This window comes from Magnetococcales bacterium, from assembly GCA_015228815.1.
GTDB lineage: Bacteria > Pseudomonadota > Magnetococcia > Magnetococcales > UBA8363 > UBA8363.
Genome location: JADGCV010000009.1, coordinates 107,068 through 119,678, shown reverse-complemented (window position 1 = coordinate 119,678; position 12,611 = coordinate 107,068). Strand labels below are relative to the sequence as shown.

The window sequence follows — 12,611 nt, the reverse complement described above, 5'->3', positions numbered from 1 at the left end:
TCTTGGCCCATTTCGAGGCCGTTGGGAACGGGGCGGACCATACCATTAGACCCCTTTTTTCTTTCAATAATTCCGAATCCGGGAGTCCAGGGGATTTCCCCCAAAGTCTTGATTTCTCCACTGCGCCCGATGGGCATCATGCCCGGATGGAGGTGACCTTGTGAAACCATTGAAACTTCTGATGAAACTCTTTCTGGTGGTTGTCGTTTTTGCCATGGCGGTCGCGGTGGGGATCACGGCCTTCATCGATCCCAATGATTATCGGGACGAGATGGCGCGTCTGGTTCGGGAACATACCGGTCGTGAGCTGCGTCTCGGAGAGGGCTTGCACGTTTCCCTGTTCCCCTGGATCGGGATCCGTGCGACCGATGTCGCCTTGGGCAACGCCCCGGGTTTTGGCACCGAACCCTTTGCCCAGGTCTCTTCCCTGGAGGTTCGGGTCCGCCTGGAACCTTTGCTGCGGCGGCAGGTGGCGGTGGATACCGTGGTGGTCAAGGGGTTGGTTCTCAATCTGGCACGCAACGCGGAAGGGGTCGGCAACTGGGAGGATCTCGGACGATCCGATGACGCGGTGTCGCGGAATGCCCCTGGAAACGCGCCGGACGGGAATGACGGAAAGCGGGAGGAGACACACCAGACCACCGATGCCGCTTCCCGCACCCCCTCGCTGATGGCGGCGGTGATGTTTCAGGGAATCGAGGTGGAAAAAGGGAAGGCCGTCTGGCACGACGCCCGTTCCGGCGACGGCATGACCCTTGAAAATCTTGATCTGGTCGTGGGACGCATGGTCCCTGGAGAACCGGTGGCCATGGAGTTTCATTCGGATCTGCTGCCGGCCAAAGGAGAACGGGCGGGGCAACTTGGATTCAAGGGACAAATCAAAATAAAACCGGAACAAGGCGTCGCCGAGGGAATCGTCGAAAGGCTCTCATTCGCCCTGGCCGATCGCGGAGGCACCAACGAAGGGGTATCGATGGCGCTCGCGGGAGGGCTGTCGGTGCGCCTGGCGGACATGGCCACGGGCATCACCCTGGACAAGGGAGAGATCAAGGCCTCCGAGTCCTTTACCGGAGGTGCGGCGCTCCAGGCCAATTTCAAGGGGGGCGTCGATTTCGATCCGGGGCAACGAACGGTGCGGCTGAAGCTGCAACAGGTGGGTCTGGAGGCGGGTGGAGAACGTCTCGCGGGAATCAAGGTCCATGCGGGGATGGATGTCGATGGTCAGGTCGATCTGGCAACCAGGATGGTCGTGGCGACGATGGCGGGTTTGAATGTCGAGGCGCGCGAGGGGACGCTGAAAGATGGATTTCTTCGATTGGAAGCGCCGGGACGACTGCGGGCCGATCTGAATCGTGGCGATGCCGAAATCGCCCTGGCGGAAATGTCGCTCAAGGGCGAGGGGGCGGTGTTCTCTGGAGGAGGCTTCACCGGTCGCATGGATGCACTTTTCCGGGTCGATTGGCAAAGGGACCGTCTCGAAACCGTCCTGGACAAGGCGATCCTGGAGATGACCGGCGGGGCGTTCCAGACGGGGGGCGGCGAACTCCGGTTTCATGCCGAAACCTTGTTGGCCATGAAAACCGGCGCTTTGGAAGGGAATCTTTCGGGGTTTTCCTTTTCCGTTCATGGTCCGATGGTGGACAACGGTCGGGTCGAGACGACGGGTTCGATCGCCTGGAACATGAAAGAGGGAGGGGCTGGTCCTCTGGTCATGGATCTTTCCGGGATGACCCTGCGGGTGCGTGATGGTTTTCTGGGCGCCAATGGCCAATCCACGATGCGCTGTCAGGCGCGCATGACCATGCCTGCCGGTGGCGACACTCTTCAGGGGGTGTTCAGGGAATGCAGTGTCGATGCCCGTGGTCCGGTCGTCGGCGGGGGCCGGCTTTCGGGGCGGCTGGCCGGTTCGTTGGCAACCCACCTCAAGGGGGGGACGGTGCTTTTGAAGCCGTTCGAGGTTTCCCTGAAGAACACCGAGGGGACAGCGGTTGCAGGAATCGAAAGCATCGATGGGACCTTCGAGCTTACGGTCGATCCGCAACGGCGCCATTATGCGGCTGATTTTTCAAGATTGTCACTCCAAACCCGGGACAAGTCACTTGGCGGGGGGCTGGGCAGGCTCGACCTGACGGGGCGGGTCGAAGCGGATCTCAAAAACGGCGAGGTGTCCACCCAGGCCACCCGCCTGGAAATCACCATCGCGGGAGGGGTTGCCGGAAAAGGGCGCGTGCAGGTGGCGGGGCCCGTCCAGATTTCCACCCTCCTCGACGGTCCCCAGGTGCGGACCACGTTGAAGGACCTTGCCCTTTCCTATCAGGACGAAGACGCGGGAGGGGGTACGTTGGCGGGCACTCTGTCGGGAGGGGTGGCGGTCGATCTGAAGAAGGGGACGGTGGATCTTTCGGGAATCGACGTGCTGCTGGCGGGGGCGCGCATGAACGCCGAAATGAAGGTGGCCGGCATTGGAAAACATCCGACCTGGGATGGGACGTGGCGGATTCATGAATTCAATCTGGCTGAACTCCTCGCCAAACTCCATCGCCAGCCGCCACGAACCCGCGACCCTCGGGCCTTGCGCAAGGTATCCCTGGCGGCATCCGTCAAGGGAGCGGGTGACCATCTGACGCTTGACGCCATGGAACTTCTCCTGGATGAAAGCCGCATGACCGGTACCATGGGAATCCTCCGTTTCGCCCCCCTGGCACTGGTCTTCGATTTGAACGTGGATGGCATCGATCTGGATCGTTATCGGGATCCGGAGGAAAAGGCGGTGGTCGAACGGAAGGAAGCGAAAGGTTTTCCGGGAGATAAAGGAAACACGGCGGCGGCAAGAAAATCGGTGGTCGCGGCGCCGGGAACCTCGGGGGAAACGATGGGGCTGCCCGACATGAAAGGAACGCTGCGTTTGGGGCGGCTCAAGGCATTCGATGTCCGTTTGACCGATGCCGTCATGACCCTGACCGCCGACAAGGGGGTATTGCGCGTCCATCCTTTGGTGGCGAAGCTGTACCAGGGAACGGTGAAGGTTGATATCGATGCCGATTTTCGCGTCGCCGAACCCAAGACTGTCGTGAAAGCGGCGCTTGATTCGGTTCAGGGGGGACCGTTTCTCGCCGATGTCACCGGGGTGGATCGGATTGTCGGCAAGGCGGATGGATCGGCTGATCTGGCTTTCCGGGGCCTGGAGGCGAACGCCATCAAGCGGTCCCTGAACGGAAAGGTCCGTTTCGAGTTCGGCGATGGCGCGATCAAGGGAATCAATATTGCCCGGATGATCCGCACCGCCTACCAGGTGGTCAAGGGAATGCCTCCGGAATCGGATGCAAAGGCGGAACAGACCGATTTTTCCGAATTTTCGGCGACGGTCAATTGGAACAACGGTGTTGCCACCAACGATGATTTGAACCTGAAATCACCGCTGCTGCGGGTCGGGGGCGAGGGACAGGCCGATTTGCCAAAGGATTCGGTCAATTATCGCATCCGGGCCGCCGTGGTCGGTTCGCTGGTCGGCCAGGGCGGAAAACCGATCGGGGAACTTGATAACATCACCGTTCCCATTCGTGTTTCCGGAACCCCGACCCATCCCCGCTATCAGGTCGATCTGAAAGGGTTGATCAAGGAGAATGTCAAGGAAGAGGCCAAACAGAAAATCATCGAGAAGATCGAAAAGAAACTCGAAAAGAAAATGGACGATGGCCTCAGGGAAAAATTGCAGGAAAAGGGGCTTGATCGGGTGTTGGAACAGGTGGTTCCCAAGGGGCTGGATGGATTGCTCAACAAAATTCCATTCTGAGATCCATGGCGCTGGCGGTTCTGGATGGGAAAGCGATACCCCCCGGGTTTAATTATTTCAATAATTAAACCCGGAGAATTTTCGATGAAACGTGTAAAATGCCGTCCCCTCTCCGGAAAAAGAATGGGGACGGCATTCCTTGGGATTTTCCGATCCTTGCCCTGGTCGAAAAATGTTCCCCATGCCGGGTTTATTGATACTCCTTGTACTTGCAAACCGCGACGCCGCAAACTTGAAGTTCGGTTTTGATTTCGATCAGGGGATAGCGGGAATTGAGGGGTTTGAGGTATTTTTGGTTGCCGTGGAGGATCAATTGTTTGAAAGTTGGACGGTTGGTCCCTTCGCGAGCCACCAGGAACTGGTTGTGAGACCCCTTGCGGGTGGGATCGACGATGATGACCTCCCCTTCGTAGAATTCGGGTTCCATGGAATCGTCGGGGACCTTCAAGGCAAAAGATCGATCGCTGGCCCGGGGGGCGACCGGGATCCAGGAGGCGACATCGGGATTGAAGTTTTCTTCGGACTCGCCACAGAACTTGGCCAGTTCGTCCCAGGAGATCAGGGGGATGCGGGCGATCAAGGGATAGGTGCGATAGGTTTCGCCCTCTTCCTGAACGCCGCTGAATTCGGCGGCGAAGGCGGCGGCGCCGGGAAGGGCCATTTCGCCGCGACCGTTGTCGAGCCAGATGGGATCGACGCCGCAGGTCAGGGCAATGGCTACGGTACGGCGCGAGGAGCGCGAGCGACCGCACTCCAGCTTGTGAACCGCTGTCTGGCTGATCCCTACCTTGTCGGCCAGCTCTTTTTGTGTCAGTCCCGCGTGTTTTCTGGCCAGTTGAATTCGTTCGCTGAGAGTGTTGGTCATCGTCATGGTGGAATGATACCTCCGAAATGGGTTTTCCGTTACCTTTTTGATCGTTTTTTCTGCTGTCCGTGCCAGGGATCGAATGATATCCATTCGAGAGGGGCCCCTGTTGCCAACCCGGCTCGGGTGTGATGTATTGTCACCCGGGCATTGCTGGCATGATCGGACACGGGGTGGCGACACCCTTGGTCCGACAATTCGTGGCATGATCGAGGTTCAAGGGGATGACCGATGTTCCGGCCATTCCCTGGTTTGGCTGCCACCGTGGCAACCGTGGTCGGGACCCACGCTTCGGTTCCGGCCTTGCCGATCAACCAGAGATGAAAATAATTCTCTTTTTCTCCAATTTCAAGTGCCCCTGTTTATAGTCCGGTCATTTTTTCCGGGGTTGCCCGCACGATAACCGGGGCGGCCAGGGGAGAAAGTGAATGAACATAAATATCTGTTATCAATCATTATATTCCTGTGGAATCACCGGATTTTCCTTGATTGCCACTCCAGTCGATGGCGCGAACCATTACCCTTCCGTTTTGGTAGATTTGTTCAGGAGACCCACCATGAAAAGGAAAAGTTTTTCTCCACGACCCAAACCGCCCAAGAGTCGCGATGCCGAAGAGCGGGAGCGGGCGATGGAGCGTCTGGTTGGCGGAGCGATCGGACAGCGGGATAAACGGATGAGCGGATATCGGGAACAATCGTTGCGGATTCATCCGTGGGTCTGTGCCCGTTGTGGCCGCGCTTTCGACCTTGGCAATATTACGGAATTGACGGTACATCACAAGGACCATAATCATGACAACAACCCATCCGATGGCAGTAATTGGGAGAATCTTTGCATCTACTGTCACGACAACGAACATTCTCGCCAAGTGGAATTCCAATTGAACAAAGGTATCACGCTCGAAAAAGAGGAACAAGAGGTTGCCAGATACACGCCATTTGAAAATCTGAAAGAGTTATTGGGAAAAAAATAGGATATATCGCCATCCTTTTCTCTTCCACTGTGACAGCGGTGACGAGAAAAATACTCACAAAATTATCAAATTTTGGAACTTATTGATAATACGGATCTTTTACAAGGTGTTTTCTCACGGGTCCCGTTTTTGCGGTTGCCGGTTGACAAAGAGGATTGGCGTAGGCGACAAGTGGGTGGGGGTTTATGGAACATGGGATGGTTTGTCGGGTGAATGGGAGGAGTGATGATTTCCTTTGAACTGGTCCCTCGGGACACGGAATCCTTGACGGCGGAACTTCAATTGTTGAAACAAGGATTTCCCGCGGTCGATCGGATCAACATTCCCGATCTGCCGCGGTTTGAACTGCGTTCGTGGCAGGGGTGTGCCGTGGCGCGGTCTTTTTTTTCCATGGCCATTCCCCACATACGGGCGCGGGACATCGACCCCGACGCCCCCTTGCCGATGGCGCCATTGTTGCGGGCGCATGGGATCGACCGGGTCCTGGTGGTGACGGGTGATGTTCATCCCGATCCATTTTTTCCGCAATACCGGGGAAAGGCGGTCGATATCATCCGCAAGTTTCGGCGCGAGATGCCCGAGGTCGCGGTCTATGGGGCCATTGATCCGTACCGTTTTGGATTTCAGGCGGAGATGGCCTATGTTCGCGAAAAGATCGATGCCGGGGCCGTGGGGTTTTTCACCCAGCCCTTTTTCGATCCGCGCCTGATGGACATTTATGGTGAACTGTTGCAGGGGATGGAGGTCTATTGGGGGATTTCTCCGGTGACGACGCGGCAGTCACAGGGGTATTGGGAGAAACGGAATCTGGCGATTTTTCCCCGTTCGTTCGTGCCCACGGAGGCGTGGAACATTCATTTTGCCCACCAGGCGATGGCTTTTGCCGCGGATCATGGGCAACATGTCTATTTCATGCCGATCAATCGCGACCTCAAGACGTATCTTGAGGGGCTGTTTCCCGGTGGCGGTCGCTGAGGCGAACGCAAGCGCAACGGGATCAGGGCTGGTGGGGACGGGTGATGATCAGGGTGACGGTGCCATCGCCGTTTTCCCGGGTTTGGACGAGGAGTCCACGTTCCGCCAACCGCGGATAGAGTGGATGGGGCACGCGGTCGTGGAGGATCTCCAGGGATGATCCGGCGCCCAGCCAGGTGACCGCTTCGAGGATCATGACCATGGGTTGCGGTGGTGGAAAGCCGCGGACATCGAGTGGTTTGATCGGTTGTGGTGGCATGGTGGTCCTTGGTGTTTTCGTGATGGAGGTTGGAGGGAATCTCGTTGAATCGATCCTCCGTGCCGCTGCATACCGTTCATGGTTTCTTTTGTCAATGTTCTCCCGGTTGATGACGGATACGATCATGGGACACACCTTTCTGCCCCTTTTCCTTGACCTGAGAAGCAAGGACTGCCTGCTGGTCGGTTCGGGAGAGGAATTGACGCGAAAGGGGACGTTGTTGTTGGACGCCGGGGCGTCGTTGCGTCTTGTCGCGCCGGCGGAAATGATCGATTCCTGGCCTGAAACGGTACGGGAACGGATCACCTGGGTTGGCGCCTCGTTCGTGCCTGGGCATTTGGAAGGGGTATGGCTTGTCGTCAGTACCCATGAAAGCGCCCCGATCAATCGGGAGATTCGTCGGCAGGCGGAACGACGGGGCATTTTCGTCAACGTGGTCGATCAACCTGAGTTTTGCAGCGCCATCTGGCCAGCGCTGATTTCCCGGCCACCGATCTGTGTCGCCATTGCCAGTGGTGGCACGGGGCCGGCCCTTTCGGGATGGCTTGGACGACGGATCGCGGCGCAGCTTCCTGATCATCTTGGAGAAATGGCGCTATGGTTTTCCGAATGGCGACGGCGGGTGGCGCCGATGTTCGCTGACCTGGACCAGCGTGGCCGGTTCTGGAAAGGGCTTTTTGCCCGGGGCCTGCTGGACCGATACCTGTCGGGAGACCGGACCGGGGCGGAATCGATGATCGAGGAGTCCCTGCCGGGTGAGAAAAAAAGGTAACTGCACCCCCCCGGTTCGAGATTATTGAAAGAAAAAAGGGGTCTGGGCAGTTACAAAAAAAGTCGCAACGGCACTGTTTGAGTGGTTGCCATCCGGATCATCCTCGGGCAAACTGCGTGATCAGGCATCAACCATTGACAAGGAGTGTATTCGTGACCAATCCAATTCGAGTCGCTGTAACGGGCGCTGCCGGGCAGATTGCCTACAGCATTTTGTTTCGTGTTGCCTCTGGTCAGGTTTTTGGGAAGGATCGTCCCGTCCACCTGAAAATGTTGGAAATTACCCCCGCCATGAAAGCCCTGCAAGGGGTGGCCATGGAACTTGCCGACTGTGCCTTTCCTCTTTTGACGGGAATGGACCTGACCGACAAGGCGGATGAAGCGTTCGATGGTATCAACTGGGTGTTCATGGTTGGTGCGAAGCCCAGAGGACCGGGGATGGAACGTGGTGATCTCATCCGCGAGAACGGCCCGATTTTCGTTGGACAGGGCCGGGCGCTCAATCGCGGCGCCAATGATGTCCGTGCCATGGTCGTCGGCAATCCTTGCAATACCAATTGCCTGATCGCCATGAAAAACTCCGATGTCCCCAAGGATCGTTTTTCGGCGATGATGCGCCTCGACCAGAACCGCGCCCAGAGCCTTCTGGCCGAAAAATCGGGTCAGCCCGTGTCGGCGGTCACCAACATGGCCGTCTGGGGCAATCATTCCAACAATCAATATCCCGACTTCGAGAATGCCCGGATCGGTGGCAAGCCTGCGGCCCAGGTCATCAACGACGAATCCTGGCTCAAGGAAACCTTTCTCAAGACGGTCCAGAATCGCGGCGCCGAAATCATCAAGGCCCGTGGTGCTTCCAGTGCCGCTTCCGCCGCCAATGCCGCACTCGATCATGTGCGCGACCTGATTCAGCCGACGCCCGCCGGGGATTGGCGTTCCGTGGCGGTCTGTTCCAATGGCCAGTATGGCGTGGACAAGGATTTGATCTTCGGTTATCCCGTTCGTGCCAAGGGTGATGGTTCCTACGAGGTGGTCGAAGGGTTGTCCATGACCCCCTGGGCCAAGGCCAAGTTTGATGCCGTTCATGACGAACTGCGCAAGGAACGGGATGTCGTGAAGGACCTCCTGAAATAATGATTCCGGAGTTGAACATGCCGGACATGAAGTATGTCATCCTGCTTGGGGATGGGATGAGTGACAGGCCCCTCCCCGAGCTTGATGGTCGCACCCCGCTGATGGCCGCCAACACCCCCAACCTGGACCGGATGGTCCGGGAGGGGATTGGCGGCTGGTCTTTGAACACCCCCGAGGGATACTATCCGGGCAGTGATGTCGCCAACCTTGGGGTGTTGGGTTATGACGTGACCCTGGGATATACGGGAAGAAGCCCACTTGAGGCGGCTGCCATGGGGGTAACCCTGGCGAAGGATGATTTGGCCCTGCGCTGCAATCTGGTGACCCTGGGTGATCATTTCGGGCGCATGGACGATTTTGCCGCGGGACATATTTCTTCGTCCGAGGGGGGAGAACTGATTGGTTTTCTCAACTCCAGGGTGGGCAGCGATCGGTTTTGTTTTCATCCTGGGGTTGGGTACCGGCATTTGCTGGTGTGGCACGGTGGGGGGGAGAATCTTGAAACCACGCCGCCGCACGACATTTCCGGGCGGGATGTGGCGAATTATTTGCCTCGTGGCGCCGATTCGGCGCCGATCCTTTCGTTGATGGAACAATCGCGGAAGATTCTCCTGGATCATGAGGTCAACCGGAAGCGGCTGGCGCAGGGGAAAAAGCCGGCCAACGCCATTTGGCTTTGGGGGCAGGGTCGAAAGCCAAATCTGGCCTCCTTTCGTGATTGTCATGGCAAGACAGGTGGGATGATTTCCGCCGTCGATCTGATGCGCGGCATTGCGTCACATATTGGTTTTGAACAGATTCACGTCCCCGGGGCGACCGGATGGTTGGATACCGATTATGAAGGCAAGGTCCGGGGATGTCTTGATGGTCTCACAAGACATGACCTGATGTTTGTGCATGTAGAAGCCCCGGATGAAGCGGGGCATGAAGGACGGCTGGATTACAAGATTCAGGCGATCGAGGACTTTGACCGCCGTCTGGTTGGGCCGATATTGGATGCTTTGCGGCGTCATGGAAACTACCGCGCCCTGGCCCTTCCCGACCATCCCACCCCGATCCAGTCGCGTACCCACAACTCCGACCCGGTCCCCTTTGCCCTGGTCGGGACGGGGATCTGCCCCGATGGCAACCAAACCTACGATGAATCCCTCCTGAAAACAGCCTCGCACTCTTTCAATCCAGGATTCCATCTGATGTCCGCTTTCCTTGGACAGACCTTCTGAACAGAATACCCTTCGGCTCGAATTCAGGGAATATACATCCAGACATCCTTTCGTATATGCTTTGGTCGGAAAGCATATCAATTGATCGATTGGGGTGAACCATGGCACTGGAGCAGAAGGAGATTTTTCGGGCGTTGGCCCAGCGTATTCGAGAACTGTCCGCCCAAGACCCACCATCTCCGTCCATGTTTGACCTGCTGCCAGGGCTGCGCATGCTGCCGGTTCCGGGGGGTATTTTTACCATGGGAGATGATCAGGGTGAATACGATGATGAAAAGCCTGCCCATCGAGTGCAACTGTCTCCATTCCATCTTGCGGAAACCCCGGTGACCAACCAGCAATATCGTCTTTTCCTGGAGGCAAATCGAACATGCCGGGAACCAGAATATTGGAAGGATGAACGATTTTCGAACGACCTGCAACCGGTCGTTGGGGTGGATTGGAACGACGCCATGAAGTTTTGCGAATGGCTGTCAAAATTGTCGGGCAAGGAGTTTTTCCTGCCCACCGAAGCGCAGTGGGAGTATGCCGCTTGCGGGACGGATGGGCGCCGGTATCCCTGGGGCAACGACAATCCGACCTCGGAGCATGCTTGTTTTGACCAACAACAAGATCAACCGGCACTTGTAGGTCAGTACCCTGCGGGGCGGGGTCCATTTGGGCATTTTGATTTGGCGGGTAACGTTTGGGAATGGTGTCGGGATGTTTGGGATGCGGGTGTTTATAAAAAACGTGCCACACCTGTGGTCAAGGATCCCATCGTGACCGAAGGGAATCTGGATTTACATCCTGTTCGGGGTGGGTCCTGGTTTGGTCCGGCTTCCAGCCTTCGGACCGGTATCCGCGGCGTCAACGTGGTGGGCATCCACATTGACGTTCTGGGTTTTCGCCTCGCCGCCTCCGCCAGCTTTTGTCTTTGATCTTCTGGTCCAGGGGCGTTGCATGATTCGGAGACAGGATGGACATTGCCCAGCTGCACGACCGGTTTTTCAAATTGATGATCTTTCTTCCGATCGTGATGAACCATAAAAACGCGCATCGGTTGAAATTCCGGGAAATCGATAGGGTGCCCCCTGGTTCTCAAGGGAACATTCCATGGGTTGGATATTTCATCTTTTTCTCGTATATTTTCTGACTGGAAGGAATATTGATTGATTGGGGTGGGTCATGTCTAAGATTTTTATAAGTTATAGTCATGAGGATGATCTTTTATTGAAGGAGTTTCTTCCGTTCAAGAAGACATTGGAACGCGATGGTTTGGTTGCTGTCTGGACCGACAAGGAGATAAAAACAGGAGATGAATGGCGGAAAAAAATCAAAGAAGCCATGGATGCGGCCAACACGGCAATCTTGTTCATTTCGCAATCATTTCTTGCGTCGGAATTCATTTACAACGAGGAATTGCCACCTTTGTTGGACGCGCATTTGAACAGGGGATTGACGATCCTTCCGGTGTTTGTCAGTCCATTCGATGAAGAGGCTGCCAAGATTTCTTTTAAGGATCCGAAGACCGGGGAGGAAAAGATCATCGATCTGGCCGGTTTTCAGGGGTTTGCCTCTCCTGACCACACACTGGAACAGTGGGAATCCCTGGAGCGGAAAAATATTTTCCGGGCGTTGAACAAGCGTATTCGAGAACTGTCCCAGCATCCACCAGACCCACCCACCAAGCAAACGTCTGTACCTGATCGCCAGCAAAAGACAGGGACGCCCGCCGTTCGGTCGGATGTTCTTTCTTTTCTTGACGAACGGTTGCCAGGACTGCGGATGCTTCGGGTTGAGGGAGGCGTGTTCACCATGGGAGATGATGATTTGGGAGATCGGTCAAAGCCGAAACATCAAGTGCAACTGTCCCCATTCTACCTTGCGGAAACACCGGTCACCAATCAACAGTATGGCCGTTTCCTTCAGGATACGGGTCACAGGGAACCTCGTTCTTGGCGGGAGAAAAAATATTCTGATCTGCAACAACCGGTCGTTGGGGTGGATTGGAACGACGCCATGAAGTTTTGCAAATGGCTTTCGAAAGAGTCGGGCAAGGAGTTTTTTCTGCCCACCGAGGCGCAGTGGGAGTATGCCGCTCGCGGGACGGATGGGCGCCGGTTTCCCTGGGGCAACGATGACCCGACCCTGGAGCATGCCTGCTTTGGCCAACAACGAGACAAACCGGCACTCGTAGGCCAATACCCCGCAGGGCGGGGTCCATTTGGGCATCTCGATCTGGCGGGCAACGTGTGGGAATGGTGTCGGGACGTTTGGGATGCAAATGCTTATCAAAAACGTGCCTTATTTGTAGCCAAGGATCCCCTTGTGACCGAAGGGGATCAGAATGTTCATCCTGTCAGGGGCGGGTCCTGGAGCGCCGGCTTCCGGCCTCCGGGTCGGCTTCCGCCTCGTCATCCTTGCGGGCTTCCGCGGCGGCAATCTGGGCTTTCGCCTCGCCGCCCCCGCCAGCCTTGGTCTTTGATTTTTTTTGTTTTTTTGATTTTCGGGTCCAGGGGGCGAAGCCCCCTGGTTTTGTAAAATGACACAAAAAGGACCTGCTTTTGTCAGTCAAAGTGACAAATTCCTTGTTTTCACCCCTGTTTTTGTCACTTTATACAGACAAAGTGACAAA

Annotated in this window: 10 protein-coding genes; 8 read left to right on the top strand and 2 right to left on the bottom strand. The window is 56.5% G+C overall.

What is annotated here, in order from left to right; genetic code table 11:
• Positions 1–160 precede the first annotated feature (160 nt).
• Entirely contained in the window at positions 161–3,793 is a 3,633-nt protein-coding gene (locus HQL76_05790) for an AsmA family protein (GenBank protein ID MBF0108667.1), read from the top strand.
• A 190-nt stretch (positions 3,794–3,983) separates the two neighbouring features.
• Here HQL76_05790 and HQL76_05785 read toward each other — a convergent pair whose 3' ends face one another.
• Positions 3,984–4,664, bottom strand: a complete 681-nt coding sequence (locus HQL76_05785; GenBank protein ID MBF0108666.1) for a helix-turn-helix domain-containing protein — start codon at positions 4,662–4,664, stop codon at positions 3,984–3,986.
• A gap of 623 nt (positions 4,665–5,287) precedes the next feature.
• Here HQL76_05785 and HQL76_05780 point away from each other — a divergent pair.
• Positions 5,288–5,632, top strand: a complete 345-nt coding sequence (locus HQL76_05780) for an HNH nuclease family protein (protein ID MBF0108665.1) — start codon at positions 5,288–5,290, stop codon at positions 5,630–5,632.
• 213 nt (positions 5,633–5,845) lie between these two features.
• A complete protein-coding gene (locus HQL76_05775; GenBank protein MBF0108664.1) occupies positions 5,846–6,607 on the top strand; it encodes a methylenetetrahydrofolate reductase in 762 nt (253 codons plus the stop codon).
• A gap of 22 nt (positions 6,608–6,629) precedes the next feature.
• Here the strand turns inward: HQL76_05775 and HQL76_05770 are convergent, their stop codons facing one another.
• Positions 6,630–6,866 carry a DUF2249 domain-containing protein gene (locus HQL76_05770; GenBank protein MBF0108663.1) on the bottom strand — a complete coding sequence of 79 codons (237 nt, stop codon included), beginning with the start codon at positions 6,864–6,866 and terminating at the stop codon, positions 6,630–6,632.
• Positions 6,867–6,990: 124 nt separating this feature from the next.
• Here HQL76_05770 and HQL76_05765 point away from each other — a divergent pair, with 124 nt between their 5' ends.
• From HQL76_05765 to HQL76_05745, 5 genes are all read left to right on the top strand, one after another.
• Positions 6,991–7,638 (top strand): hypothetical protein, encoded by a 648-nt coding sequence (locus HQL76_05765; GenBank protein MBF0108662.1) that lies wholly within the window; start codon positions 6,991–6,993, stop codon positions 7,636–7,638.
• Between the two features lie 152 nt (positions 7,639–7,790).
• Positions 7,791–8,771, top strand: coding sequence for a malate dehydrogenase (locus tag HQL76_05760; GenBank protein MBF0108661.1), 981 nt, complete (start codon positions 7,791–7,793; stop codon positions 8,769–8,771).
• A 26-nt stretch (positions 8,772–8,797) separates the two neighbouring features.
• Positions 8,798–9,994 carry a cofactor-independent phosphoglycerate mutase gene (locus HQL76_05755; protein ID MBF0108660.1) on the top strand — a complete coding sequence of 399 codons (1,197 nt, stop codon included), beginning with the start codon at positions 8,798–8,800 and terminating at the stop codon, positions 9,992–9,994.
• A 101-nt stretch (positions 9,995–10,095) separates the two neighbouring features.
• Positions 10,096–10,914, top strand: a complete 819-nt coding sequence (locus tag HQL76_05750; GenBank protein MBF0108659.1) for an SUMF1/EgtB/PvdO family nonheme iron enzyme — start codon at positions 10,096–10,098, stop codon at positions 10,912–10,914.
• Between the two features lie 247 nt (positions 10,915–11,161).
• Positions 11,162–12,517, top strand: a complete 1,356-nt coding sequence (locus HQL76_05745) for an SUMF1/EgtB/PvdO family nonheme iron enzyme (GenBank protein ID MBF0108658.1) — start codon at positions 11,162–11,164, stop codon at positions 12,515–12,517.
• Positions 12,518–12,611: the final 94 nt, after the last annotated feature.

Bases quoted from the DNA above. Each gene is read 5' to 3' on its own strand.
- HQL76_05785 (MBF0108666.1), bottom strand. From the start codon at position 4,664: ATGACGATGACCAACACTCTCAGCGAACGAATTCAACTGGCCAGAAAA.
- HQL76_05780 (MBF0108665.1), top strand. From the start codon at position 5,288: ATGGAGCGTCTGGTTGGCGGAGCGATCGGACAGCGGGATAAACGGATG.
- HQL76_05775 (MBF0108664.1), top strand. From the start codon at position 5,846: ATGGGAGGAGTGATGATTTCCTTTGAACTGGTCCCTCGGGACACGGAA.
- HQL76_05770 (MBF0108663.1), bottom strand. From the start codon at position 6,866: ATGCCACCACAACCGATCAAACCACTCGATGTCCGCGGCTTTCCACCA.
- HQL76_05765 (MBF0108662.1), top strand. From the start codon at position 6,991: ATGGGACACACCTTTCTGCCCCTTTTCCTTGACCTGAGAAGCAAGGAC.
- HQL76_05755 (MBF0108660.1), top strand. From the start codon at position 8,798: ATGAAGTATGTCATCCTGCTTGGGGATGGGATGAGTGACAGGCCCCTC.
- HQL76_05750 (MBF0108659.1), top strand. From the start codon at position 10,096: ATGGCACTGGAGCAGAAGGAGATTTTTCGGGCGTTGGCCCAGCGTATT.
- HQL76_05745 (MBF0108658.1), top strand. From the start codon at position 11,162: ATGTCTAAGATTTTTATAAGTTATAGTCATGAGGATGATCTTTTATTG.